Origin of the sequence: Streptomyces sp. NPDC059248, from assembly GCF_042753905.1 — a bacterium.
Lineage (GTDB): Bacteria > Actinomycetota > Actinomycetes > Streptomycetales > Streptomycetaceae > Streptomyces.
This window is the reverse complement of record NZ_JBHYZV010000037.1, coordinates 1-24497: the sequence shown is the minus strand read 5'-3', so window position 1 is coordinate 24497 and position 24497 is coordinate 1. Positions and strand designations below refer to the sequence as shown.

The following is a 24497-nucleotide window of genomic DNA, read 5'->3' as shown; positions in this document are numbered from 1 at the left end:
TGCGCTCCGGCATTGCCGTTCCCCGAGGGCGACGCCGAAGCGGATGACGGCGTGCGAGGTGCGCTCGGTACCGCCACCGTACTCCCCATACCGGCCGCGGAACGCCGACCGCTCATCCGAGCTTGAAGCCATTCCCGGTAACGAGCGCGGGACGCGGGTTGCGAGGCGGTCGGCGCTGCGGTGGAATCGGGCGGGCTGTGTACCTGCAGTCAGGGCGGGGAGGGGATCGGTCCGTGGACGGGACGACAGCGCTGGACAGCGTGCTGCAGCAGGCACACATGGTCCTGGTGAGCTCTGTGAGCGGGTTCGGGGTGGTCGGAGAGATCCGGGTGGACCTCTCCGACCCGGCCGAGTCTGCCCGGCTCAGGACGGCGATGGCCGTGGTATCGCTGCCCGGGTTCCACTGCATGTGCCCCGGGGACGTCCGCTTCGAGGTGTTCGACCGGGACGGCGAGCGGCTCACCGTCGTTGTCCTGCACCACGGGGCGACACTGAGGTGGGGGCAGTGGGAGGGCGACGCAGTCCTCAACGACGGACGTCTGCTCTTGAAGTGGCTGGACGGGCACGGCATACCCGGCCCCATGCAGCAGTTCGAGGCCGACCGGCTACGAGCGGAAGAAGATGACGAAGACGAGCGCAACTGGCTGGCCGCGATGCCCGTCGGACTGAAGGGGACCGCCGACCGGATTCTCGACCTCTCCCGCACCGGCGGCAGGCCCTCCCCCGAATTGCTCACGGAACTCACGGAACGCCTCCGGCTGACGTTCCCCGACCCGGTGGATCGGGTGCTGGCCCTGCTCTACTGGTACGGCTCCGGCAGCGGACGCTGCTCCGGCTACCCCGCCCACGAGGACGTGCCCGGCGAACTCCTCGGCAGGGTGCCGATCGCCGACCTGCTCGCCGCCCTGGCCGACCAGCGGGCCGAGGAACAGCACGACGCCGGCGCCGTGCGGCATCTGGTGGGCTGGAAGACTCGCCCACGCCAGAGGCAGGACGTCGCCGGCCTGCCCCAGCCGCTGCGCGCCCGACTGCTGGCGCATGCCCACCGCTCGGGAGACCCCGACAAGCAGAACCGTGCAGACAGGTGGTTGGCACCTCCGCGGACCTGAGACCTGCCGAGGCGTTCAGTGACCGGCGAGGGCTGCGCGGCCAACGCGGCACAGGGCCGTGAGCGGCGACCAGCTCCCACTACGGCGCCGCCCGGTGACTTCGGGCGGAGGGCTGCTCGGCCTAGCGCAGTTGTCGGGGCGTCACGGTTCCCCGGCTTCAGCGAAGACGAGTTCGGCACGGCCGGCTCCCGGACGAGACCGGGCACGGCCGGGCGGATCTGACGCGGCTGCTGCTCGACGCGGGCGCGGAGCCCGACGGCCGGGTGTGGCGGGCCCGGGCCACCGCGCTCATGGTTGCCGCCGGCACGGGGCACGTGGAGATCGCCCGTCTGCTGCTCCACCACGGTGCGTCGACGGAACTGGTCGGCCGCGGGAAGACCGCGCTGGAGTGGGCCGCCCAGCACGGCCAGGCCGGGACGGCACAACTCCTGCTCGACCACGGCGCCCAGCCGGGGCAGGCCCTCCGGCTCGCACTCGAACACGCGGACAGCGGGCAACGCCGGGACGAGTACGCGGCCACCATCGCCGTACTCCCCGACGCCGGGTAACCGGACACCACACCCGGAAGCCGGAGAGATCTCCGACCCGGCCACCGACCCGGGCCAGGTCCATGCCAGGAGCCTCACCGCCACATCCCCACGCACGCACGGAATGGCGGGGCTCAGAAACCCGAGCCCGGAGATCCGCTACGCCCGGTCCACCAGCCGCCTGGCCGACGTCTCGCCGTTTCGGTCACTGCGGTCGAGCACCGGCGACGCCGGGGCATCCTCGCGCGCGGGCGGACGCGGCGGATCCCCCATTCCGGCGCTACTTGCCGGGCCCGGTGGAAGGGGAGGCTGTCCGGCAGCAGGGCCTGTCCGTAGGCGACGAGACTGTCAGCCGGGCCGTTGGAAATCCGCTTCATCACCCGTTGCACCGGCCACATGATGGATCCGTCCGGAAGACGGAGCCGGACATTGATCTCGCCGTGGGGATCGGCGTCGTCGGCCTCCCAGGTGCCGCTGCGGACGCGCCGCACCCGGTGCCCGTGTCGAGCCGGATCCAGTCGGCAGCCTTTGGCGCTGGAGCTGTCGATGACGGACGCGGGTGGAGCGTATGCGGCTCTTGGCAGTCTCGTCCTCTCCGTGTGCTCATGGCGGTGGTCCGCCGCTTGGCCTCTGTCCGAGGGGCTCAGGCGCTCAGTGTTGGATCGATGATCTGTTCGTAGGCGGTGGTGAGTTCGTCTTTGGTGAGGGTGTCTTCGGGGTCGGGGTGGTAGACGGGGACGGGCTTTCCGTAGTCGGAGACATTCATGGTGATGGACAGGTCGCCGTCTCGCATCTTGAGTCTGTGTACCGTCGGGTTCGGTCCGGTGGTGACGTAGAGCTCCCCGGTCTGGCCGCTGTCCTGAATGGCGAAGCGCAGGAGGCGTTGTCCGTTCTCGGTGACGGTCTCGACTGCGGTGGCTTCGGTCTGCTTCTCGGACGAGGGCTTGAGCAGTACTTCGTTCCGGAACTCGCATGTTCGCGTCAATTTCTTCACCGCTTTGGTCGGCTGAGCGGGACTCTGCATCCAGCGGTCCGCGAACAGCTCGACATCGGCTTCCACCCGTTCCGGGCTCATCCCCTTGGTGGCGGCCCTGACCTGTGCCTCGTTCACTTTCATGTAGTGGGCGTTGTCGCTCGTTCTCATCACGACGATCGCAATGCCGCCGACGTCCCGCGTTTCCACCAGGCACTCCTGGCCCGGGCCTATTCGTGCGATGAACCGGACCTCGCGCCCTTTTTGCGCCAGGGCCATGTCGAGGGTGAAAGAAGGGGCCTCGGCAAAGGCCCGGAGTGCCGGTCCCCCGGTCTTCTTCCATGCTTCGTCCACGCTGATGGCCGTTGTGGCGGTGGCGCTGGTTGCCGGGGTGGGCTTGTCCTGCCCTGGCCGGGTTGCCTCGTCTGCTCCGCCGTTGTTGTCGCCTCCGCCGCAGGCGGTCGCGCCGAGGGCGAGGAGAGCCAGGCCGAGGGCGACTCTGCGGGGCACGGTGGCTGTAGTGACAGGCATGGAGTGACGGCTCCGGGCGATTCATGGGCGGGCGGGGATGGGACAGCCGGGCGACGAGGTCCCGTCGCGGGCCGGGTCCGGCTGATCGTGATCTTCGCATCCGGAAGTGCCTCATGCCCACCTCAAAAGCAGGGCGGAAGCTGGCCGTCCGGCACACCTCGTGTTCACAGGGCCGAGTATCGCGGCGAAGGACCAAGTGTGCGCCTGGCTTGAATATTGGCTGGTCGTGGCGAGGTAGGGCGTCTGGACCACTGTGCAGGCGGAGGTAAAGTCGCCGCGATCTTCACATGATGTTTAACGTTCGGGGGTGCGGTGAACAGGATTGCGCAGGGCCGGAGAACGGTTCGCGGGGTCGCGTCGGCTGGTCTGGCGCTGCTGCTTGTCGGCGGGTTGTCCGCGGAGGCCCTGGCGGCTGCGGCCGTGACCGGTCCTTCCCCAGGTGGCGCGGAGGCGCCGGTCGACCTGGGTGGCACTGCGGCTACCGATGAGGCGCGCGGGAAGGCGTTCTGGCACGACGACGGGTTGCCGGAGGCCGGTCCTGAGCAGGTGGCGTCGCGGAAGGCCGTGGCCGAGGGGCGCGGTGTCGAGGTGTCGGCGTTGACCGGTGAGACGAGCCGGGTGCCGGCGAACAGCGATGGGACGTTCACGCTGGAGTCGTCGCCGGTGGTGGAGCGGGTGCGCCGGGGCGGTGGCCGGGTTCCGGTGGACACGACGCTGGTGCGGCAGGCGGACGCGCGTCCGGTGCCGAAGGCGGCGCAGGACGTGGTCCTGTCGGGGGACGGGGAGACGGCGGCATGATCGGGCCCGCCGGCCCCGGCCGGCCCGCAGAGGTCGTGGAGCTGCAGATCGACGAGGTCAGGTCCGCCAGCGCGGTCGAGGCCACCGCCACCGTGCGCTGTATCCTCGGGCCGGTTCGCCGCGGCGCCCGCTTCACCCTCGTGGGCGACCCGGCGCAGGCCGTCGATCTGCAACTGGTGCGGATCGAGGCCTGGGGCAGCCGCTTCGTCGAGGAACTCGATCCGGTCCACACCGCCCTGGTGACCCTGCGGGGCACGGGAATCCGGCTCCTGAGATCGGGCGCCCCGCACTCGGGCTGGCAGTCCATCCGGGGCGTCAACCCGCCGTTGTGATCAAGTCATCCACAGGTCTTGACAATTGCTCCACACTTCACTCATCAGGCCATCGCACCGGAATATCCTCGTTGTACGCCTCCTGCAGGCACAATCCGTAGTAATCCACCCTCGGTCGAACCCGCTGTTCCCGCACCTTCCTCCGCACTACCGCGCACCACCCCCGGGCACCAGATCTACAGGACTACCGGCTGTATGCCTGGTCACGCTCCGCGCCACCGGAACCGGCCACCCGGGTCAGGGCGCGGACCTTACGCCCCGCCGTCGTTGAGCAGCGCGACCAGGGCATCGGCCGCGGGAGCCGAGGACGCCGGGTTCTGCCCGGTGATCAGGAAGCCGTCCCGCTGGACGTACGGCTGCCAGTCCCCGGCCTTCGAGTACGCCCCGCCAAGCCTGACCAACTCGTCCTCGACCAGGAACGGAACGACGTCGGTGAGTTGGACGGCCTCCTCCTCGGAGTTGGTGAACCCGGTGACCCGCTTGCCCGAGACCAGCGGAGTGCCATCCTCGTCGACGACGTGCCGCAGGACGCCCGGGGCGTGGCACACCAGCGCCACCGGCCTGCCGGAGCGCAGGGTGGTCTCGATCAGCCGCGCCGAGACCCGGTCCTCGGCCAGGTCCCAGAGGGGACCGTGGCCCCCGGGGTAGAAGACCGCGTCGAAGTCGCCGGCCGAGACCGTGTCGAGGCGCACGGTGTGCGCCAGCGCCCCTGTCGCCTCCGGATCGGCCTCGAAGCGTCGGGTCAGATCGGTCTGGAACTGGGGCTCGTTGCTCTTGGGGTCCAGCGGCGGCTGCCCGCCTCCGGGGGAGGCGAGCACGATCTGCGCGCCGGACTCCTTGAACCGGTAGTACGGCGCTGCCAGCTCTTCCAGCCAGAACCCGGTCTTACGGCCGGTTTCCCCCAGATCGTCGTGCGAGGTGAGGACGATCAGAATCTTCATGAAGCACTCCTGTGCGAGTGGACCAACGTGGCTCGACGTCACCCGTGCGGCTCGGCCGGGTGGGGTACATGGGTGTCGACCATCTATAGGCTCCTCTGTCGGGGCCATCCATAGGAGCAGCCGGACCAGAGCAATCGCGTGATAGTCGATAACTGCACGTCACCGCCGCCCCCGCTCTCCACCGCCAGCCGCTGGACGGCGTGCCGCCCGGGGCGACGTCGAGGTGGGGCAGGTGCCCAAGTCGCCACCGACTGCCGCGATCACTACCGCGAAGCGCCGCTACGGCGTGATCCTTCTGGTAGACGACGATGGCGTCGGCTCCGGCGATGGTTACGTTACCTCGCGGTAGTCCCGTTCGCCGGGCTTGGCCTCCACCGACCCGAGCCCGTACGGGTTGGCGCCGATCGTGGACTTCACGGCCTTGTCCGGCGCGGTACGACGCTGGGCTGGGAGCCGTTGGCGGGCGGCGTAGGCCTGGGAGGCGTAGGCGATGCGGTAGGCCATCAGGCGGCCTCGCCGCCGTCGTGGACGGTGACGCCGGCTCGACCACTGACGAACGAGCCGCGCACGACACGGACACCAGCTGGCCCTACCCGCCCGGCCCGGTCTTCTCCCCCTGCTGCGCCCGATCCGGGCCACAACCGTCCCCTTCCCATCAGCCGCCTCAGACCCCCCGTACCTGGGAGAGGTTGGACTGGGTGGCCAGGTCGGCGGGACCACACCCCGCGGGCGCGGGGACCACTCCACGACCTGCTACTTCTTCCGGCCCCGGCACGGTTTCGTATTACTTCCACCGACTCCGAAAGAAGACCCGAAGAAGCTCAAGCCGCACACCTCGCCACGATCCTACGAGCCCACGCACGCGCAAGGGCGCCCCGAAACCCTCGTGGAGGGTTCCGAGGCGCCCCGGTCTCTAGGGCAGGACGGGTCAGCCCAGGACGCGGACCGCCTGGTAGTAGGTCCAGGCCGTGCTGTTGCAGGCCGTCTTCGAGGCGCCCGAGTAGCCGTTGCAGACGCGCTTCAGGTCCTCGTAGAACGCGCTGTCGAGGCGGGCCTTGTTGGCGGTGAAGGAGCCCGCGGCCTTGTAGTTGCGGTAGCCGAAGTCGTGGCGGGCGCAGGAGGAGGCGAAGGGGAAGCCGAAGGGGTTGTCGGGGGAGCTGGAGCAGTAGTCCGTGGACCAGTTGAAGCCATACGCGGACCACGCGCCCTGGTTGCGGTTGGCCGCGGCCCAGGCGTTGTAGCTAGAGGCGCTCGTCTGCGTCCAGCTGGAGAGGACCCGGGGCTTGTCGGCGGGGGCTGCGGTGGCGGGGGTCGCGAGGACGGTGCCCGCCAGGACGGCCGACGCGGCCGTGGCGAGGGTTGCCGTGATCGTGCGACGCATGAGGGTTCCTTTCGGTCAGCCCGTGCGACGGGGGGCGCAGGGGTGGCAGGTGCACCCGGCGCCCCGCGGGTTACGGGGCACGGGCGCCTGGGGTGTCCGTACCGCCTCCTGATCAAGGGGCGCGGACAGAGCGGGTGTTGGGGAGTTGGTACGGGGATACCCGGGACTGGGTGTCCTGACGACTCCGGCGGGGTGCCGGGGCCCGGGGGTTTCCCGGGGCCCGGCGGCTTGCGTCACTTCAGGCCGTCGAGCCACTCCTCCACCGCGGCCGCGGTCGTCGCCGCGTCGCCCTCGACCATGCTGAAGTGGTCGCCGGGCACGGTCGTCTCGGCGTCGGCCGGGACGAACCGGTCGGCCGCGGACCAGAAGCGTCGGCGTGGCGATCTCCGGGGCGGGGAAGTCGGGGAGTGTCGAGCAGGACGACCGCGCGGGCCGGGCTGCCGATGCGCTCCGGCCGTTCGGCGACCGCGTAGGCGATGACGCCGGACGAGGAGTAGCCGAGGAGGACCGGCGGTCGGTCGCCCGCGGCACGCCGGACGGCCTCGGCGAGGACGTTCACGACCGCGTCGGCCGTCTCCGGCAGGCCCTCGTCCGGCGCGAACCCGGGTACGGGCAGCGCCGACAGGCCCCGGACGCCGCGGAAGGAGGCGCCGAGCCGGGCGAACTGGTAGGGGCCGCCCATCGCCGAGGGGGTGCAGAGGGCGATGACGCTGTTGAGCCGGTTGCGGAGTTCGACGGCGGTCAGCGAGTCGAAGCCGGACTCCAGGAAGGTGCGGTGCGTCTCGATGGTCTCGTCGTCGCTGTAGCCGAGGAGCGCGCCCGCGTGCTCCAGCACCAGGGCGACCAGGGCCTTCTCCAGCGGCTCCGGGGCGAGTCCGGCGAGGCGGCGGCGCGGTCCGGCCGCGTCCGACGCCGCGGAAGCGACCCTGGAGGCAGATGCCACGCCGTGTCCGCCTTGGGTCCGAGGACGGTACAGAGCTTGTCCTCGGTGAGGCTCGCGACGGTGCCGTCGTCGACGACGGCCGCGATGTGAACGATGGCCGTCAGGGGACGGTCGCCAGGGCGGCGGCGAGCGCGTCCCGGTCGGCGGTGTCGCAGGCGGCGAGGGAGATTTCGGTGGCGCCGAGCCCGGGGGCCTCGCCGCTCCGGGAGAGCAGCAGCAGCCGTCGTACGCCCTGGTGGGCGACGAGCTGCCGGGTCAGCAGCCGGCCGATGGCACCGGTGTCGCAGGCGGCGAGGGTCGTACCTTCGGGCCCGAAGACGGCCGCGGGGCCGCCGTCGGGCACGGTGGCGGGGCCCTGACGAGCCGTCCGCCGTACGCCTCGCCCTCGCGGAGCAGGACCTGCGGTTCGCCGCCCGCGAGGACGGCGGGCGGCAGCCGCAGGGACGCGGGGTGGTCGTCGATGTCAACGAGGACGACCCGGTCGGGGTTCTCGGACTGGGCGGACCGCAGCAGACCCCGTACCGCCGCCCCGGCCGGGTCGGTGACGTCATCGCCGTCGAGTGCGGCGGCGCCCCCAGTGAGGAGCACCAGGGGTGCCGCGGCCGGGTGTTCGGCGCCGAGCCGGTCGCGGACGTCGGCCAGGGCGTCGGCGGTCGCGGTGTGGGTGGCGGCATCGGCGTCCTCACGAGCCCCGGAGGCTTCGGACCGTGCGTTCGTACGGTCCAGCAGTACGGCTCCGGGCCGGTCCCCGCTCGCCGGCAGCGCCGTGACGTCGGCGTACTCGTCGACGGTCAGCCCGGTCGAGCGCAGGCCGGTCGCCGCGACGACCGGGTCGGTGCCGACGACGGCCCAGCGGGTCGCCTGGTCGGGGGCGCCGACGGGGACCCGGGTCCGGGCGAAGCCGTAGAGGGAGTCGTGGCGTCCCCGGGCCGCTCCCCCGACGTCGGTGTAGTCGGCGGCGCGGATCACCAGAGAGTCCACGGACGCGACGGGCGCGCCCGACAGGTCGGCGATCAGCAGGGACACGGTGTCGCTCACGGTCGGTGTGACCCGGACCCGCAGGCTGCCCGCCCCGGTGTCCACCCATCCGTCAGTAGTCGCGCCACTCGTGGCGGGTGTACTCGACGACCACAGGATCCATGAGGGTACTGGCGCGGACGTCGCGGGGGCGGCGGTCGACGGGGAAGACGGTGGACGCCTTCAGTACGGCGGCGTCGAGGAACCGCAGCCTCGGCGCGTCGGCGGCCAGCCGGGGCTCGGGGGGCGGGCCGCTCCTGCCGCGGGTGGCGAGGACGAAGCCCCAGTTGCCGAAGCTCGGGACGTCGACCTGGTACGGCGTGGTGGCGTAGCCGGCCTCGGCGACGGTCTCCGCGATGGACCAGTACGTCTTGGGGGCGAAGAAGGGCGAGCCGCCCTGGACCAGCACCCGCGCCCCGGGATTCAGCACCCGGCCGAGCAGATGGTAGAACTCGACGCTGTACAGCTTGGCGAGGGCGGCGGTGTCGGGGTCCGGGAAGTCGACGATCACCGTGTCGTAGCGCTGGTCCGCGTCCCGCAGCCAATTGAAGGCGTCGGCGTTGACGGCGGTCACCCGCGGATCGCCGAGCGCGTCGCCGTTCAGCTCGCGCAGCGGCCCGTAGTTCCGGGCGAGCCGGGTGACCGCGGGGTCGAGGTCGACCAAGGTGACCCGCTCGACGTCGTCGTAGCGCAGTACCTCCCGCAGCGCCAGCGCGTCCCCGCCGCCGAGGACGAGTACGGACGACCGGGCGCCCGACATCGCCGGATGGACCAGGGCCTCGTGGTAGCGGTACTCGTCCACGGAGGAGAACTGCAGATCACCGTTGAGGAAGAGCCGCACATCGGGCGAGCCGGTGAACGCGGTGGAGCGGGTGATGACGATGTCCTGGTAGGGCGTGGTCTCCGCGTGGACGATCGGGTCGCGGTAGAGCTGCTGTCGGGCGGTGATCTCGATGTCGTCCGCCAGGACGTAGACCGTGCCCAGGACGGCGAGGACTCCGGCCATCCCGGCGATCAATGAGAAGCGGACGATCCGCCGGGTCTCCCGGCGGAAGATCCACAAGACGACGATAACCCCCGCGACGGCATTGATGGATCCGACCACCAACGCCCCCTTGAGCTGGCCGAAGGCCGGGAGCAGCAGCAGTGGGAAGGCGAGTCCGCCGACGAGGGCGCCGATGTAGTCCACGGCGAACATATCGGCGACGGCGCTTCCCGCCTCCTGCCGCCGGATCCGCTGGAGGAGGGTCATCAGCAGCGGGATCTCGGCGCCGATCAGCAGCCCCACCACGAAGCAGACCACGACCATGGCGGGCATGTAGATGCGCAGCCAGGCGAAGGCCACGTACAGGATGAGGACCGAGAGTCCGCCGACGAGCGCCAGGGCGCCCTCGACGAGGGCGAATCCGCCGACCGCGCGCTTCTGGAGGGGTTTGGCGGCGAGGGAGCCGATGCCCATGGCGAAGACCATGACGGACAGGACCACGGAGGTCTGCATCACGGAGTTGCCGATGAGATAGCTGCCGAGGGCGGTCAGCGCCAGCTCGTAGACCAGTCCGCAGGCCGCGCAGATGAAGACCGCGAGCATCAGCAGGAACCGGGCTCCCCGGGACGTGGGGATCCGCATCGGCTCCTCCGGGGCCGCCGCCGGGGCCCCGGGTTCCGCCGTGGTGGTGCTCACCGGGTGGTCAGGAGACCGCGGCGCCGACCATGAAGGCCGCGCCGAGGTAGGTGGCAGCCATCACCCAGGCCGCCGGGTGGGGGCGGTCGCCCTCGTCCTCCAGGGCCGCGGCGCCGAGCTTGCCGGGCGTCAGGAGGCCGACGACGAGGGAGATCAGCGTCATCACGACGACGCCCGCGAGTCCGTAGAGCAGGGTGCTGGCGAGACCGTGGCCCAGCCCCTGCTCCGACTCGCTGGCGCGGATGGACTCCCCGATGACGAGCCCGATGGCGATGGTCTGACCGGCGAGGAGTACGGCGGCGCCGCGATTGCGCTCGGACCACACGACGTGGAAGAGCTTGCCGGGGGTGACGAGGTCGAGGGCGATGAAACCGGCCGCCATGACGACGAATCCGACGAGTCCGTAGAGCAGGGCGGTGCCTGCCGACTCGATTATCTCTGCCACGGGGGTGCCTTTCGGGGACGTGGTGGAAGTACGGGGGCGACGGCGGCGGTCACTTGCCGGAGCCGGGGCCTCCGCCGCGGAACTCCTGGTACGCCGGGTCGGGCCAGGCGCTGCTGCGGAGGTGGGTGTAGTGCCGCTGGTAGCCGGTGCGGTAGTCGTCGATCTCGATCAGCGTGCCCTGCGGGTGCTTGGAGACGGCGACGATGTCGTCGTCGTAGCGGAGGTAGACCTTCCCCGCGGTGTCCGTGAACTGGTCGCGGGCCGGGGTGTTGGTGTGGATCTCGTTCGCGACGGCGGGCGGGGCGTCGACCCGGTCGAGATACCCCGAGGTGTTCGCGGTGTAGGTGGAGCGGATCCACGACATCGGTACGTCGTTGTGACGCTCCGCCTTGTCGCTGTCGCCGTCGCCGGAGCAGGCGGTGAGCGCGGCACCGGCGAGCAAAATCGCGGTGATACGTCGGGTGGTCTTCATCGGGCCTCCAGCCGGGTGCGCGTCGCCACGATCCGGCGGCTCTGCGGATAGGTGTGCCAGGTCTGCCAGCTCAGCCCGGGTGTCCCGGGGGCTCCGGGTGTCCCGAGGGCTCCGGGACCGCCGGACGCGCCGGGGCTCGCGGTGTCGCCGAGGGCGTCGGAGTCGACCGGGTCCACGACGAGGGCCGTCACCGCCTCCGGGTCACCGGGGAAGACCCCGTACAGGGCATGGGGATGGGCTTCGGTACGGCGCAGGACGTCGGCCACCCGGTGGCTGAACTCCTCGCGGGTATGGCGGCGCACCTCCGCGCTGAATCGATACGTCCAGCCGTCGATCTCCCGGGCCGTCTCCGGGAGCCCGCCCGCCCCGCCGGGCAGACAGGCCACGGTCTCGGTGACCGGTCCGGCGAAGACCTGGTGCGACGCTCCCAGGAGCCGCAGCTGAACACCGATCCCGCCGACGGTGAGGTCACGGACGGCGAGCGCGGGCAGCGGCGGCAGGCCGAGGGCGAAGGAGAGCTGGTCGGCGTCGGTGTCCTGATAGGGCGTCGCGAGGGCCGCGAGGGCCCGTATGCCGCTCATCCGACGTGGTCCCGGCGCCCGCGCCCGAGGGCCGCACGGGGCGCGCCGGGCATATGCCGCGGCTCAGGTCCCGCTGTCGTACCGCCCCTTCGTCCGTACCCGGCATATCTGCCCGTACGTTTCTTTTCCCCCGCTTTCGCGGTGAAAACGGCAGCACCGTTCACCATTTCCCGCCCCCCGTGTTTCACGACCGCGCAATCTTGCCGCGGTGCATGCTACAACCGCCGTCGGGACGTTCCATTGAGGGGGGTGGGGCCCATGGGGCGGGCCAGGGGGCGGGGGCCCCGCCCCGGCGGGACGCCCGCCGTGTTCAGCCGCCGCCGGGGCCCTGGCCCTGCAAGCGCTCCAGATCGACGGCCCGGACCCGGATGACGACGAGGGCGATGACGGCGGCGACCACGGCGAAGGCCGTCGCGGCGATGAACGCCGTGGCGATGCCGTGGGTGAGGACCTCGGCCGCCCAGGGCTGGGGAAGCCGCCCGGTGCGCCGGAACGCGATCCGCTCCGCGGGACTCGCCTGTGCGAGGAACCGGGGCACCAGCCGCGCGGCCTCGTTGCCGCTGGCCGTACCGAAGACCGTGACCAGGATCGACAGCCCGAGCGACCCGCCGACCTGCTGCATGGTGTTCAGCAGGCCGGTCGCGGCCCCCGTCTCCCGCTGGGCCACCCCGGAGACCGCGGTCAGGGTCAGGGACACGAACTGCATCCCCATGCCGGCGCTGAACACCAGCATCGGCCCGAGGACGCTGCCGGCATAGGTGGAGTCGACCCGGATCTGGGTCAGCCAGCTCAGCCCGCCCGCCGCCAGCAGCGCTCCGCAGACCATGAAGGGCTTGGGGCCGTAGCGCGGCAGCAGCCTGGAGGTGATGGTGGCACCGACCGCGATCACCACACTGACCGGGAGGAAGGCCAGCCCCGCGGCGAGCGGGCTGAAGCCCAGGACGTCCTGGACGTAGAGGGTCAGGAAGAAGAACATCCCGAAGATCGCGGCGGCCAGGCAGAGCATGATCCCGTAGCTTCCGGCGCGATTGCGTTGGGCGAACATGTGCAGGGGTGTGATCGGCTGCGGGGAGCGCCGCTCCACCAGTAGGAAGAGGGTGAGCAGCACGACGGCGGCGGCGAACGAGAGCAGGGTGACGGTATCGCTCCAGCCGTGCTGCGCCGCCCGGATGAAGCCGTAGACCAGGGAGACCATTCCGAGCGTCGCGGTGAGCGCGCCGAGGAGGTCGAAGTGTCCGGGGTGCTTCTCGGACTCCTCGATATGGCGCGGGGTCGCGAACAGGATCAGCAGGGCGATCGGGACGTTCACGAAGAACACCCACCGCCAGTCGAGCCATTCGACGAGCATGCCGCCCGCCAGTACCCCGATGGCGCCGCCGCCGGCCGAGACGGCGGCGAACACCCCGAACGCCCGGTTCCGTTCCGGCCCCTCCCGGAATGTGGTGGTGATCAGCGCAAGCGCCGTCGGCGAGGCCACCGCCCCGCCGACGCCCTGTACGGCACGGGCGGCGAGGAGTTGGCCCGGCTCCTGGGAGAGCCCCCCGAGCAGCGACGCGAGTGCGAAGAGCGCGACCCCGCACATGAAGACCCGCCGCCGGCCGAGGATGTCCCCGGTCCTGCCACCGAGGAGGAGCAGCCCGCCGAAGGTGAGCGTATAGGCGTTGACCACCCAGGCCAGGCTTGTGGTGGAGAAACCCAGATCGCTCTGGATATGCGGCAGGGCGATGTTCACGATGGTGATGTCGAGGACGACCATCAGCTGGCAGGAGGCGATCACGAAGAGCGCGACTCCCTTGCCGTCTCCACCGGTCCTGACCGGTGCGGCGGCCGTGTCCTGGGTCGGTCCGGAGTTCGGGGTCGTCATAGCGCATCGTGCCTGGTGGCGAAGGGGCCGCCGCGCGACACGCGACGCCCACCCAACGACCCTAAGCCCGGCCCGCCACCCCCACCAGTCGATCACCTGTCGATCGCCGGTCGACCGCCGGTCGACCGCCGGTCGATCACCCGGCGACCGCTCAGGGCAGGACGGCGATCCCGTCCAGCTCCACCAGCGCCCGCTCGTCCCAGAGCCGTACGACTCCGATCACGGCCATCGCCGGATACTCCCGGCCCACCAGCCGCCTCCAGACGCGTCCCAGCTCGGCGGTGTGGCCACGGTAGCCGTCGACATCGGTCACATAGACGGTGACCCGGCAGAGGTCCCCGGGCGATCCCCCGGCCGCGGCCAGCGCCGTCAGCAGATTGCCCAGCGCCGTCCCGAACTGCTCGGGCAGCGTCTCCCCCACCACCGTCCCCCGGGGGTCGAGGGCGGTCTGCCCGGCGAGGAACACCAGCCGCGACCCGGTGGCCGTGACGGCGTGCGAGAACCCCGTGGCCGGCGCCAGCTCCACCGGATCATGTCGTCGTATCGTCACGCCCCCGCCCCCTTCCACCGCATCTGCCCCTGCCCTTGCTCCTGCCTCTGCTCCTGCCCTTGCTCCTGCTCCTGCTCCTGCTCCTGCACCCCGGACGGCCGCGCCCTCTCCGCCTCCCACTCCCGGTACAACTCCTTCGCGATGACCGACCGCTGGATCTCCGTCGCCCCCTCGTAGATCCTCGGGGCCCGGACCTCCCGGTAGAGATGTTCCAGCACATGCCCCCGCTGCAACGCCCGCGCCCCGTGGAGCTGAACGGCGGTGTCCACCACGTACTGCGCCGTCTCCGTGGCGAGCAGCTTGGCCATCGCCGACCGCCGGGGCACATCGGGGGCGCCCGCGTCGTACGCCTCCGCGGCGCTGAGGACCAGCAACCGGGCCGCCTCGGTCCGTGTCGCCATCTCCGCGACCTGGTGGGCGACCGACTGAAGGTCCTTCAACGGCCCGCCGAAGGCCGTGCGGACGGCGGTATGGGCGAGGGTGGCGTCCAGCGCCGCCCGGGCCATCCCCACGGCGAACGCCCCGACGCTCGGCCGGAACAGATTGAGCGTCTCCATCGCGACCCGGAACCCCCGGTCGGGCTCCCCGATCACATCGGCCCGGGTCACGGGTGTGCCGTCGAAGTCGAGGGAGCCCACGGGGTGCGGCGACAACATCTCCAGGGCGCTCCCGGAGAGTCCGGGCCGGTCCGCCGGCACCACGAACGCGGTGATCCCCCGCGCGCCCGCGCCCTCCGCCGTCCTGGCGAAGACCGTATAGACATCGGCCTCGGGCGCGTTGGATATCCACCGCTTCCGCCCGGTCAGCCGCCAGCCGTCCCGGCCCGCCCGCCGGTCGGGCACCGCCCGCAGCGACAGCGCCGCCGCGTCCGACCCCGCGCCCGGCTCGCTCAGCGCGAAGGCCGCGACGGTCCGACCCGCCGCCACCCCCGGCAGCCAGCGCTCCCGCTGGGCGGCACTTCCCGATCGGACAACCGGCCACGCCCCCAGCCCCTGGAGGGCGAGGGCGGTCTCCGCCTCGGTACAGCCGTACGCCAGCGACTCCCGCAGCAGACACAACTCCAGGGCGCTGGGGCTTATCCGCGACATCGCGCCCGGCCCCACTCCCGGACCGCCTGCCGTGCCCCCGCCGCGAGCGGCCGCAGCGCTCCGCCCCGGGCCGGCGACGGCACCGTCCGGGCGGCCCCCCGCACCCTCGCCGGGGCCGGCCCCGGACGGTCGCGGCGGTGGGCCGGTGAACATCCGCCGCAGCAGCCCCCGTTCACCGAGTTCGGCCAGGAGCGGGCGGTTCACCCGGCCGGGCTCACCCCGTGCCGCCAGCTCCCGCAGGGGCCCGGCGGCCAGCTCACGCAGCTCCGCACACCAGGCGATCTGTACCGGATCGAGCGAGAATACGGGCATCTGCCCCCCATACATCTCATCTATCGCGGACCGTTGACTGTCGTCACCATCACGATACGCTCCCTGCACGACCCCACCACGAGAAGGGGGCGCACCATGGAGCTGACACCCTCGGCCCATCTCGACACCTTCGCGCGCGACCGTCTCCCGCCCGCCGAGCAGTGGCCCGATCTCCTCTTCGACCTCCCCGAGCTGACCTACCCCGACCGGCTCAACTGCGGAGAGGAACTTCTCGACCGCACCATCGAACGGTTCGGCCCCGACCGTCCGGCCTTCCGCACCGCCACCGGTGAGGTGTGGTCGTACGGAGAGCTGCGCGACCGGGTCGACCGGATCGCCCGCACCCTCGTCGAGCGGCTCGGGGTCGTCCCCGGCCGGCGCGTTCTGCTGCGCGGCCCCACCACCCCCTGGCTCGCCGCCTGCTGGCTCGCCGTCATGAAGGCGGGCGGGATCGCGGTGACCGTCCTGGCCCAGCACCGCGCCCGGGAACTGGCCACGATCTGCGAACTCGCCGCCGTCGAGCACGCCCTGTGCGACGCCCGCGCCCTCGACGAGCTGTACGCCGCCGGGGTGCCGGGGCTCCGGATCACCCCGTACGGCGGGGAGACGCCCGGCGATCTGCTCCGGCTGGCGGCCCGCGCGCCCGTCTCTCCCGCCCCCTGTGTGCCGACCGCCGCCGACGATGTCGCCCTGATCGCCTTCACCTCCGGCACCACCGGCCGCCCCAAGGGCTGTCTGCACTTCCACCGCGACGTCCTGGCCGTCGCCGACACCTTCTCCGCCCATGTGCTCCGCCCCTCCCCCGACGACCTCTTCGCCGGCAGCCCGCCGCTCGGTTTCACCTTCGGACTCGGCGCGCTCGTCGTCTTCCCCCTCCGCGCGGGCGCCTGTGCCCTCCTGCTGGAGCAGTCGGGCCCCGTACAACTACTGCCTGCCGTCGCCGAACACCGGGTAACGGTCCTCTTCACCGCGCCGACCGCCTATCGCGTGATGCTGGCCGACCCGCGCGGCGGCGATCTCCGCTCCCTCCGGCGCTGCGTCTCCGCCGGGGAGAACCTGCCCGCCGCCACCTGGCACGCCTGGTACGAGCGGACGGGGCTGCGCATCATCAACGGCATCGGGGCCACCGAACTCCTCCATATCTTCGTCTCCGCCGCCGACGAGGCCGCCCGGCCCGGCGCCACCGGCCTGCCCGTACCCGGCTGGCAGGCCCGGATCGTCGACACCGACGGCTCCCCCGTCCCCGACGGCCGACCGGGACTGCTCGCCGTCCGCGGCCCCGTCGGCTGCCGCTATCTCGCCGACCCCCGCCAGCGGGAGTACGTCCGTGACGGCTGGAACCTCACCGGCGACACCTATATCCGCGACCCCGACGGCTGGTTCCGCTATCTCGCCCGCGCCGACGACATGATCGTCTCGGCCGGCTACAACATCGCCGGGCCCGAGGTGGAGGAAGCCCTGCTCACCCACCCCGAAGTGGTGGAGGCCGCCGTCGTCGGCCACGACGACGAACTCCGCGGCCAGATCGTCGTCGCCCATGTCGTCCTGCGGAACGGCGTCCCGGCCGAGGACGCCACCGCCGCGACCGCCGCCGTGCTGGGCGCGGCGGTCAAGGCCCGGCTCGCCCCCTACAAATGCCCGCGTCTCTTCGTCTTCCTCGACGCGCTCCCCCGCACGCCGACCGGCAAGCTCCAGCGCTTCCGGCTGCGGACCGGGAACTGACCCTAGAGTGATCACGTGGCCGACCAGCACACTCCCCGCTCGCTCATCGTCACCCTCTACGGCGCCTATGGGCGCGAGCACCCCGGCGCGCTCCCCGTGGCCGAACTGATCCGGCTGATGGCTGCGCTCGGGGTCGACGCGCCCTCCGTGCGCTCCTCCGTCTCCCGGCTCAAACGGCGCGGGCTGCTGGTGTCCGCCCGCACCCCGGACGGCGCCGCGGGATACGACCTGTCGGCCGACGCGCGCCAGCTCCTCGACGACGGCGACCGCCGTATCTACGACCATCGCACTCCCCTCCTCTCCGACGGCTGGGTCCTGGCCGTCTTCTCCGTGCCCGAGGCCGAACGCCACAAGCGACATCTGCTCCGCTCCCGTCTCCACCGCCTCGGCTTCGGCTCGGCGGCTCCGGGTGTCTGGGTCGCCCCCGCCCGGCTGTACGAGGAGACCCGGCACACCCTGCGCCGCCTCCAGCTCGACCCGTACGTCGAGCTGTTCCGCGGGGCCCACCTCGGCTTCGCCGCGACTTCCGAGGCCGTCGCGAGCTGGTGGGACCTGGGCGCCATCGCCAAGGCGCACGAGGAGTTCCTCGACGCCCACGAGCCCGTGCTCCGCCAGTGGTCGACCGGGCGGACCGGCACCCCGGAAGACGCCTACCGGGACTACCTGTTCGCCCTTGATTCCTGGCGGCGACTGCCCTACACCGACCCCGGACTGCCGACCGAGCTGCTGCCCGAGGGCTGGCCGGGCGGGCGCTCGGCCGAGGTCTTCCGGCAGGTGCACGATCTGTTGCGGCACGCGGGCGCGGCCTTCGTCCACCGGCCGGACGGTGGCGCCCCGGACGGCCCGTCCCCCGATGGCACCGGAGACAACGGCGTGGGAGAAGGCACCGGGGACGACGACACCACCGGCTTCACGACGGAGGAGTCCATCGCACCCGGGGGCCGGGGCGGGGGCGGCGACGGAACGGACGGGGAACGATAGAGCAAGGGGCGGCGTCCCACCCGACGACGAGCCACATCCCGTCCGCGTCACCGGCAGTGACGAAAGCTCCGTCACTTGCTACGGAGAGCATGCCCCCACCCGCTCGACTCACACACAGTTAACAAGTTGTCATCACCACCGGTTTCCGGGCCCGGGTCTCGGGCCCGGGTTCAGCCGTCCGCCGCGTGCCCGGACCCCGGTCCCGCGGCCTCCACCCGACCCGTCTCGGCTCGCGGCACAGGCGCGGCAAGCCGGGGACGGGGCACATCCGTACGCCCCGTCGGCGGCCGGCGGCTCCCCGCCCGGTACGGCAGCGGCCAGGGAGCGCCCGGTCCGCTGTAGCCCTGCTCGGCCGCCGCGTGCAGCGTCCAGTGCGGATCGTACAAATGGGGCCTGGCGAAAGCACAGAGATCGGCCCGCCCCGCCAGCAGCAGGGAATTGACGTCGTCCCACGACGAGATCGCCCCCACCGCGATCACCGGCACGCCCAGGGTGTTGCGGATCCGGTCCGCGTACGGCGTCTGGTAGGAGCGCCCGAACTCCGGCCGCTCCCCGCCAACCACCTGGCCCGTGGACACGTCGATCGCGTCGGCGCCGTGCGCCGCGAAGGCCCCCGCGATCGTCACGGCCTCCTCGTCCGACGTCCCTCCCGGAGCCCAGTCGGTCGCCGAGATCCGGACCGTCATCGGCCGGTCGGCGGGCCAGACCTCCCGGACCGCGTCGAACACCTCCAGCGGGAAGCGGAGCCGTCCGGCGAGGTCACCGCCGTAGGCGTCGGTACGCCGGTTGGTGAGCGGCGAGAGGAAACCGGAGAGGAGATAGCCGTGGGCGCAGTGCAGTTCGAGCAGGTCGAAGCCGCTTTCGGCGGCCCGGAGCGCCGCGGCGGCGAACGCGGCCCTGATCTCTGTCATCCCCGCCCGGTCCAGCGCCTTCGGCGGCCGGCCGCCCGGCCGGTACGGCAGCGCCGACGCGGCCACCAGCGGCCAGTTGCCGTCCGGCAGCGGCTCGTCCATCCCCTCCCACATCACCCGGGTGGATCCCTTGCGGCCGGAGTGCCCCAGCTGGACGCCGACGGCCGTACCGGGGGCCCGGGCACGCACGAAGTCGGTGATCCGCCGCCAGCCGTCCGCCTGCTCGGCGGTGTAGAGGCCCGCGCAGCCCGGGGTGATACGCCCCTGGGCGGTGACGCAGACCATCTCGGTCATCACCAGCCCGGCCCCGCCGAGCGCCCGTGCCCCCAGATGGACCAGATGGAAATCGCCGGGCACGCCGTCCCGGGCGGTGTACATGTCCATCGGTGAGACCACGACCCGGTTGCGCAGGGTCAGCCCGCGCAGCCGGAACGGGGTGAACATCGGCGGGGTGTCCGGCGGACAGCCGAAGTCCCGGTCGACGGCGGCGGTGAACCGCTCGTCCCGCAGCCGCAGATTGTCATGGGTGACCCGACGGCTGCGGGTCAGCAGATTGAAGGCGAACTGCCGCGGTGGCTGCCGGATATAGGTACCCAGCTCCTCGAACCAGCGCAGGCTGGCCTTCGCGGCGCGCTGGGTCGACTCGACGACCGGGCGGCGCTCCGTCTCGTACGCGGCGAGCGCGTCGGCGAGCGACGCGGGGTGCTCCTCGACGCAGGCGGCGAGCGCGAGGGCGTCCTCGACCGCCAGTTTGGTTCCGGATCCGATGGAGAAGTGGGCCGTATGGGCGGCGTCGCCGATGAGGACGGTCCGGCCATGGGACCAGCGGTCGTTGACGACGGTACGGAACGCGGTCCACGCCGAGTCGCCGGAGCGCAGCGCGCGACCGCCGAGCGCCCCGGCGAAGATCTCGGCACAGCGGGCCACCGATCGCGGAACCCTGCCATCCGGTTCGTCCTCGGTGTCGAATCCGGCGGCCCGCCACACCTCCTCCCGCATCTCGACGATCACGGTGGAGGCGTCGGGGGCGTACGGATAGCCGTGGAGCTGCATCACCCCGTGCTCCGTCTCGGCGATCTCGAAGCGGAAGGCGTCGAAGGCGAAGTCGGCGGCCAGCCAGCGGTAGCGGCAGCGGTGGGTGACGACGCGCGGCCGGTAGCGCGCCGGGTTCGCCTCCCGGGTACCGCTGCCCGCGCCGTCGGCGGCGACCACGAGATCGTGCCCGGCGGCGAGTTCGGCGGCGGGCGGCGCCGAGGTCCGGAAGCGGAGCCGTACGCCGAGGTCTTCGCAGCGCCGGTGCAGCAGGGCCAGCAGCCGATGGCGGCCCAGGGCGGCGAAGCCGTGTCCGCCGGAGGTGAGGACCCGGCCCCGGTGGGCGATCTCGATGGTGTCCCAACGGACGAACTCCCGCCGGAGCAGCCCGTGGACCACGGGATCGGCGTGTTCGATCCCGCCGAGGGTCTCGTCGGAGAGCACCACACCGAAGCCGAAGGTGTCGTCGGGGGCCCGGCGCTCCCAGACCGTGATCTCGCGGCGCGGGTCGAGCCGTTTGAGCAGGGCGGCGGCGTAGAGCCCACCGGGTCCGCCCCCGATGACGGCGATCCGCAGCGGCCCGCGCGGGCGGCGGCTCACGACCGGGTGCCTCTCAGCGTCCTCAGCGTCCGCGCCATATCGGCTTCCGCTTCTCGGTGAAGGCCACATGGAACTCGGCGTAGTCGGCACCGTGCATCAGCAGTGCTTGGGTGGCGGCGTCGAGTTCGACGGCGGCGGCCAGTGGCATATCCAGCTCGGCCGTGAGCAGCGCCTTCGTTTGCGCCTGGGCGAGGGCGGGTCCGGCGGCGAGCCGGGCCGCCAGCTCGGCCGCCCGGTCACCGGCCCCGCCCTCGGCGGTGAGTTCGGAGACCAGCCCGATCCGTTCGGCCTCGGACGCGAGAACGGGTTCGCCGAGCATCAGCAGCCGTGTCGCGTGGCCGAGCCCCACAACCCTGGGCAGCAGATAGGCCGCGCCCATATCCCCGCCGGACAGCCCCACCTTGGTGAAGAGGAAGGCGAACCGGGCGGTGGGGTCGGCGATCCGGAAGTCGGCGGCCAGGGCGAGTACGGCGCCCGCCCCGGCGGCGACCCCGTGCACGGCGGCGATCACCGGGAAGGGGCACTCCCGGATGGCGCGTACCGTCTGGCCGGTCATTCGGTTGAAGTCGAGCAGTTCGGCGGTGTCCATGGCGAGCGTGGCTCCGATGATCTCGTCGACGTCACCGCCCGAGCAGAAGCCGCGCCCCTCACCGCCGAGCACCAGCGCCCGTACGGACCGCTCCCGAGAGAGCTGGGCGAGCAGATCGCGGAGATCCGCGTAGGCGCCGAAGGTGAGGGCGTTGAGCTTCCTCGGTCTGGCGAGGGTGACCGTCGCGACGCCGTTCTCGACGGTGAGATCGAGATGGCGCCATTCCTCGGTGGGTCGTACGGATCCGGTAAAGGGGCTCATGGAGTGGGGCCTCCTCCGGCCGCGGGGGTTCCCGCCCGCCTCTGCCTCCTCCCGAAGCTATCACCCGTCCGTGACTTCCGTCACGAGTGCGCGATAGACCGGATCCGGGTGCCCCACAGCAAGGCCCCGGGCCGGCCCGCGGACGAGCTGCGCGCCGCCGCCGGGACGCCCGGAACCACTCCTCCCCGGATCAGCCCTCTCCGACGGCGGGCCCGAGCGTCGCCACCAGCACGGCCTTGATCGTGTGCAGCCGGTTCTCCGCCTCGTCGAAGACGACGGAGTGGGCCGATTCGAAGACCTCGTCCGTCACCTCCAGCTCCGTCAGGCCGTACGAGGCATGGATCTCCCGCGCCACCGCCGTCTCCAGATCGTGGAACGCGGGCAGGCAGTGCAGGAACTTGACCTCCGGATTACCGGTGGCGCGCAGCACGTCCATCGTGACGGTGTACGGCCCCAGGGACTTGATCCGCTCCTCCCAGACCTCCTTGGGCTCACCCATGGAGACCCAGACGTCGGTGGCGACGAAGTCCGCGCCCAGGACGCCCTCGGCGATGTCCTCGGTGAGGGTGATCCGCGCCCCGCTCGCCCCGGCCAGCTCCCGCGCCCTGTCCTGGATCTCCTCGGCGGGCCAGTACTCCCGGGGCGCCACGATCCGGACATCCATCCCCAGCAGGGCACCGGTGATCAGATAGGAGTTGCCCATATTGAACCGGGCGTCCCCGAGATAGGCGAGGGCGATCCCCGTCAGCGGCTTGTCGCTGTGCTCCACCATGGTGAGCACATCGGCGAGCATCTGGGTGGGATGCCAGTCGTCGGTCAGCCCGTTGTAGACCGGGACTCCGGCATGGGCCGCCAGTTCCTCCACCGTCGACTGCTCGTCACCGCGGAACTCGATGGCGTCGAACATCCGGCCGAGCACCCGCGCGGAGTCCTTCGCGGACTCCTTGCGGCCGATATGCGAACCGGACGGATCGATGTACGTCGTGGACGCGCCCTGATCGGCGGCGGCGACCTCGAACGCACAGCGGGTCCTGGTCGACGGCTTCTCGAAGATCAGGGCGATGTTCTTCCCGCTCAGCAACCGCTCCTCGGCCCCCGCCCGCTTGGCAGCCTTCAACCGTCCCGCCAGATCGACGAGTCCGCGGAACTCGTCGGCGGTGAAGTCCAGCTCCTTGAGGAAGTGGCGGCCTTCGAGATGTATCGCCATGGCGTGCTCCTGGGGCGCGGTAGGTCGGGTGACACGGGACGGTCGACGGACGGAAACGAAAACGCGAACGGGAACGGGATCGGGATCGGGAACAAAGACGGGCGGACGAAGCGGGCAGGGACGAGGACGGGGGACGAGCGGTGCGGGGCCGGGACGAGCGATCCCGTCGCGCGCCCGCCCCGCCCCACCCTGCCCGAATGGAAGTTCATACGGCTCTCCGTATCAGTATACAGAGTGCCCTCCGCCCTTCCCCGGCAAACCCCCGCCCCTCCCGCGGCGCGGTGCCGGGACGGCGCCGGGAGCAGGGGCGGGACAGAGGCGGTCAGACCGCTTCCCGTTCGACGGGGCAGCTCATGCATCGCGGCCCGCCCCTCCCCCGCCCCAATTCGCTCCCCGGGATCTCGATGACCTCGATGCCCTGCCTGCGCAGATGCGTATTGGTGGTCGCGTTGCGTTCATACGCCACGACCACGCCCGGCTCCACCGCCAGCACATTGCAGCCGTCGTCCCACTGCTCGCGCTCGGCGGCGTGCACGTCCTGGGTGGCGGTGAGGACCCGGATCTCCTGCATCCCGAGCGCCGCGGCGATCGCGCTGTGCATCTGCTCCGGCGGATGGTCGGTGACCTTGAGTGCCTGCGGCCCCTCGGCCGGTTCGATCGTGTACGACCGGAGCATGCCGAGCCCCGCGTACTGCGTGAAGGTGTCCCGGTCGACCATGGTCATCACGGTGTCGAGATGCATGAAGGCCCGTCGCTTCGGCATGTCGAGGGCGACGATGGTCCGCGCCGAGCCGGCCGCGAACAGCCCTCTCGCCAGCATCTCCACCGCCTGCGGTGTGGTCCTCTCGCTCATTCCGATGAGCACGGCGCCGTTGCCGATGACGAGGACGTCCCCGCCCTCGATGGTGGAGGGGTAGTCGCTCTGCCCCTGGGACCAGTGGTGGAACGGCCCGGCCTGGGGCCCGGTGAACAGCGGATGGTGCCGGTAGATCGCCTCGAAGTGCACCGTCTCGCGCCGCCGGGCGGGCCAGCGCATGGCGTTGATCGAGACCCCGTCGTAGATCCAGGCCGAGGTGTCACGGGTGAAGAGGTGGTTGGGCAGCGGATCGAGCAGGAACTCGTCCAGGTCCATCGCGTGGAACCGTACGGATGTCGGCTCCGGATGCCCGGCGAGGAACTCCCGTTTGGTCATCCCTCCGATCAGCGCCTCCACCAGATCGGGGACGGCCATGTCGTCGAAGACGGCACGCAGATGGCCGGTCGCCAGCGGTCCGTACTCCTTCTCGTCGAAGACGCGGTCGAGGACGAGCGCTCGCGCGTCGGGGATCTCCAGCGACTCGCGCAGCAGATCGCCGAAGAGATGGACCTCGACGCCCCGGTCGCGCAGGACGTCCGCGAATCCGTCGTGCTCGGCGCGGGCGCGGCGCACCCACAGCACGTCGTCGAAGAGGAGGGCGTCCTTATTGCTGGGGGTGAGCCTTTTCAGCTCCAGATCGGGCCGGTGCAGTATGACCCGGCGCAGCCGCCCGGTCTCGGAGTCGACATGGAATCCCATGGTGCCATCCTCACCGCCCGCGGCGCCTTTCACCCGGTGGACACCGGTACCTTCTCCCCTCGGCGATGAACGCCACCACGGCCCGGTCCCGTAC

At 71.6% G+C, this 24497-nt stretch carries 23 protein-coding genes and 1 pseudogene; 6 read left to right on the top strand and 18 right to left on the bottom strand.

All coding sequences use genetic code 11. The annotated features are described in order from the left end of the window. Positions 1–233: 233 nt before the first annotated feature. Together ACFXG1_RS17925 and ACFXG1_RS17920 are read left to right on the top strand one after the other, a co-directional pair. Positions 234–1109 carry a hypothetical protein gene (locus ACFXG1_RS17925; RefSeq protein WP_384710483.1) on the top strand — a complete coding sequence of 292 codons (876 nt, stop codon included), beginning with the start codon at positions 234–236 and terminating at the stop codon, positions 1107–1109. A 215-nt stretch (positions 1110–1324) separates the two neighbouring features. Continuing rightward, positions 1325–1657: pseudogene (locus tag ACFXG1_RS17920) on the top strand (ankyrin repeat domain-containing protein); the annotation flags it as partial. A 622-nt stretch (positions 1658–2279) separates the two neighbouring features. On the opposite strand, the gene ACFXG1_RS17915 reads toward ACFXG1_RS17920, so the two are convergent. Beyond that, positions 2280–3119 (bottom strand): hypothetical protein, encoded by an 840-nt coding sequence (locus ACFXG1_RS17915; RefSeq protein WP_384710486.1) that lies wholly within the window; start codon positions 3117–3119, stop codon positions 2280–2282. Positions 3120–3560: 441 nt separating this feature from the next. Here ACFXG1_RS17915 and ACFXG1_RS17910 point away from each other — a divergent pair, with 441 nt between their 5' ends. Together ACFXG1_RS17910 and ACFXG1_RS17905 are read left to right on the top strand one after the other, a co-directional pair. Beyond that, positions 3561–3938 carry a hypothetical protein gene (locus ACFXG1_RS17910; RefSeq protein WP_384743448.1) on the top strand — a complete coding sequence of 126 codons (378 nt, stop codon included), beginning with the start codon at positions 3561–3563 and terminating at the stop codon, positions 3936–3938. Next, positions 3935–4270: a hypothetical protein gene (locus ACFXG1_RS17905; RefSeq protein WP_384743445.1), complete on the top strand. Its 336-nt coding sequence runs from the start codon at positions 3935–3937 to the stop codon at positions 4268–4270. The genes ACFXG1_RS17910 and ACFXG1_RS17905 overlap by 4 nt, the downstream gene beginning before the upstream one ends. Positions 4271–4521: 251 nt before the next feature. On the opposite strand, the gene ACFXG1_RS17900 is transcribed toward ACFXG1_RS17905, so the two are convergent. The 13 genes from ACFXG1_RS17900 to ACFXG1_RS17840 form a co-directional block, all read right to left on the bottom strand. Then, on the bottom strand, positions 4522–5211 hold the full coding sequence (locus tag ACFXG1_RS17900; RefSeq protein ID WP_384710495.1) for a type 1 glutamine amidotransferase domain-containing protein: 690 nt from the start codon (positions 5209–5211) through the stop codon (positions 4522–4524). A gap of 330 nt (positions 5212–5541) precedes the next feature. Beyond that, complete coding sequence (locus ACFXG1_RS17895) at positions 5542–5715, bottom strand: hypothetical protein (RefSeq protein WP_384710498.1); 174 nt, start codon at positions 5713–5715, stop codon at positions 5542–5544. Between the two features lie 424 nt (positions 5716–6139). After that, the gene (locus ACFXG1_RS17890) at positions 6140–6592 is read right to left on the bottom strand and encodes a phospholipase (RefSeq protein ID WP_384710501.1); all 453 of its coding nucleotides are present in this window, start codon (positions 6590–6592) and stop codon (positions 6140–6142) included. 238 nt (positions 6593–6830) lie between these two features. After that, a complete protein-coding gene (locus ACFXG1_RS17885) occupies positions 6831–7535 on the bottom strand; it encodes a thioesterase domain-containing protein (protein WP_384743441.1) in 705 nt (234 codons plus the stop codon). Between the two features lie 100 nt (positions 7536–7635). After that, positions 7636–7878 (bottom strand): hypothetical protein, encoded by a 243-nt coding sequence (locus tag ACFXG1_RS17880; protein ID WP_384743438.1) that lies wholly within the window; start codon positions 7876–7878, stop codon positions 7636–7638. Next, positions 7791–8618 (bottom strand): hypothetical protein, encoded by an 828-nt coding sequence (locus ACFXG1_RS17875; protein WP_384743435.1) that lies wholly within the window; start codon positions 8616–8618, stop codon positions 7791–7793. Before ACFXG1_RS17875 ends, ACFXG1_RS17880 begins: the two co-directional genes overlap by 88 nt. A gap of 7 nt (positions 8619–8625) precedes the next feature. Continuing rightward, positions 8626–10179: a polyamine aminopropyltransferase gene (locus ACFXG1_RS17870; RefSeq protein WP_384718436.1), complete on the bottom strand. Its 1554-nt coding sequence runs from the start codon at positions 10177–10179 to the stop codon at positions 8626–8628. Positions 10180–10240: 61 nt separating this feature from the next. Further along, positions 10241–10678 carry a DUF350 domain-containing protein gene (locus tag ACFXG1_RS17865; RefSeq protein ID WP_384718428.1) on the bottom strand — a complete coding sequence of 146 codons (438 nt, stop codon included), beginning with the start codon at positions 10676–10678 and terminating at the stop codon, positions 10241–10243. Between the two features lie 49 nt (positions 10679–10727). Then, positions 10728–11150, bottom strand: a complete 423-nt coding sequence (locus tag ACFXG1_RS17860; RefSeq protein ID WP_384718430.1) for a DUF4247 domain-containing protein — start codon at positions 11148–11150, stop codon at positions 10728–10730. Continuing rightward, positions 11147–11731, bottom strand: a complete 585-nt coding sequence (locus ACFXG1_RS17855) for a DUF2617 family protein (protein ID WP_384718432.1) — start codon at positions 11729–11731, stop codon at positions 11147–11149. The genes ACFXG1_RS17860 and ACFXG1_RS17855 overlap by 4 nt, the downstream gene beginning before the upstream one ends. Positions 11732–12041: 310 nt before the next feature. Then, the gene (locus ACFXG1_RS17850; RefSeq protein WP_384718434.1) at positions 12042–13595 is read right to left on the bottom strand and encodes an MFS transporter; all 1554 of its coding nucleotides are present in this window, start codon (positions 13593–13595) and stop codon (positions 12042–12044) included. Between the two features lie 151 nt (positions 13596–13746). Beyond that, the gene (locus tag ACFXG1_RS17845) at positions 13747–14145 is read right to left on the bottom strand and encodes a RidA family protein (protein ID WP_384713176.1); all 399 of its coding nucleotides are present in this window, start codon (positions 14143–14145) and stop codon (positions 13747–13749) included. Next, the gene (locus ACFXG1_RS17840; protein WP_384743429.1) at positions 14142–15545 is read right to left on the bottom strand and encodes an acyl-CoA dehydrogenase family protein; all 1404 of its coding nucleotides are present in this window, start codon (positions 15543–15545) and stop codon (positions 14142–14144) included. The genes ACFXG1_RS17845 and ACFXG1_RS17840 overlap by 4 nt, the downstream gene beginning before the upstream one ends. A 96-nt stretch (positions 15546–15641) precedes the next feature. Here ACFXG1_RS17840 and ACFXG1_RS17835 point away from each other — a divergent pair, with 96 nt between their 5' ends. After that, positions 15642–17267, top strand: coding sequence for an AMP-binding protein (locus ACFXG1_RS17835; RefSeq protein ID WP_384713170.1), 1626 nt, complete (start codon positions 15642–15644; stop codon positions 17265–17267). A 15-nt stretch (positions 17268–17282) separates the two neighbouring features. After that, on the top strand, positions 17283–18248 hold the full coding sequence (locus tag ACFXG1_RS17830) for a PaaX family transcriptional regulator C-terminal domain-containing protein (RefSeq protein WP_384713167.1): 966 nt from the start codon (positions 17283–17285) through the stop codon (positions 18246–18248). A 170-nt stretch (positions 18249–18418) separates the two neighbouring features. Here ACFXG1_RS17830 and ACFXG1_RS17825 read toward each other — a convergent pair whose 3' ends face one another. The 4 genes from ACFXG1_RS17825 to ACFXG1_RS17810 form a co-directional block, all read right to left on the bottom strand. Beyond that, positions 18419–20860: a bifunctional salicylyl-CoA 5-hydroxylase/oxidoreductase gene (locus tag ACFXG1_RS17825; protein WP_384743424.1), complete on the bottom strand. Its 2442-nt coding sequence runs from the start codon at positions 20858–20860 to the stop codon at positions 18419–18421. Then, positions 20814–21641, bottom strand: a complete 828-nt coding sequence (locus tag ACFXG1_RS17820) for an enoyl-CoA hydratase family protein (protein WP_384713162.1) — start codon at positions 21639–21641, stop codon at positions 20814–20816. Before ACFXG1_RS17820 ends, ACFXG1_RS17825 begins: the two co-directional genes overlap by 47 nt. 190 nt (positions 21642–21831) lie before the next feature. Then, the gene (gene argF / locus ACFXG1_RS17815; protein WP_384743421.1) at positions 21832–22848 is read right to left on the bottom strand and encodes an ornithine carbamoyltransferase; all 1017 of its coding nucleotides are present in this window, start codon (positions 22846–22848) and stop codon (positions 21832–21834) included. A gap of 322 nt (positions 22849–23170) precedes the next feature. Next, the gene (locus ACFXG1_RS17810; protein WP_384713156.1) at positions 23171–24403 is read right to left on the bottom strand and encodes an arginine deiminase; all 1233 of its coding nucleotides are present in this window, start codon (positions 24401–24403) and stop codon (positions 23171–23173) included. Positions 24404–24497 lie beyond the last annotated feature (94 nt).

Bases quoted from the DNA above. Each gene is read 5' to 3' on its own strand.
- argF (WP_384743421.1), bottom strand. From the start codon at position 22,848: ATGGCGATACATCTCGAAGGCCGCCACTTCCTCAAGGAGCTGGACTTC.
- ACFXG1_RS17840 (WP_384743429.1), bottom strand. From the start codon at position 15,545: ATGCCCGTATTCTCGCTCGATCCGGTACAGATCGCCTGGTGTGCGGAG.
- ACFXG1_RS17820 (WP_384713162.1), bottom strand. From the start codon at position 21,641: ATGAGCCCCTTTACCGGATCCGTACGACCCACCGAGGAATGGCGCCAT.
- ACFXG1_RS17855 (WP_384718432.1), bottom strand. From the start codon at position 11,731: ATGAGCGGCATACGGGCCCTCGCGGCCCTCGCGACGCCCTATCAGGAC.
- ACFXG1_RS17895 (WP_384710498.1), bottom strand. From the start codon at position 5,715: ATGGCCTACCGCATCGCCTACGCCTCCCAGGCCTACGCCGCCCGCCAA.
- ACFXG1_RS17905 (WP_384743445.1), top strand. From the start codon at position 3,935: ATGATCGGGCCCGCCGGCCCCGGCCGGCCCGCAGAGGTCGTGGAGCTG.
- ACFXG1_RS17900 (WP_384710495.1), bottom strand. From the start codon at position 5,211: ATGAAGATTCTGATCGTCCTCACCTCGCACGACGATCTGGGGGAAACC.
- ACFXG1_RS17810 (WP_384713156.1), bottom strand. From the start codon at position 24,403: ATGGGATTCCATGTCGACTCCGAGACCGGGCGGCTGCGCCGGGTCATA.
- ACFXG1_RS17870 (WP_384718436.1), bottom strand. From the start codon at position 10,179: ATGCGGATCCCCACGTCCCGGGGAGCCCGGTTCCTGCTGATGCTCGCG.
- ACFXG1_RS17890 (WP_384710501.1), bottom strand. From the start codon at position 6,592: ATGCGTCGCACGATCACGGCAACCCTCGCCACGGCCGCGTCGGCCGTC.
- ACFXG1_RS17825 (WP_384743424.1), bottom strand. From the start codon at position 20,860: ATGTGGCCTTCACCGAGAAGCGGAAGCCGATATGGCGCGGACGCTGAG.
- ACFXG1_RS17860 (WP_384718430.1), bottom strand. From the start codon at position 11,150: ATGAAGACCACCCGACGTATCACCGCGATTTTGCTCGCCGGTGCCGCG.
- ACFXG1_RS17835 (WP_384713170.1), top strand. From the start codon at position 15,642: ATGGAGCTGACACCCTCGGCCCATCTCGACACCTTCGCGCGCGACCGT.
- ACFXG1_RS17850 (WP_384718434.1), bottom strand. From the start codon at position 13,595: ATGACGACCCCGAACTCCGGACCGACCCAGGACACGGCCGCCGCACCG.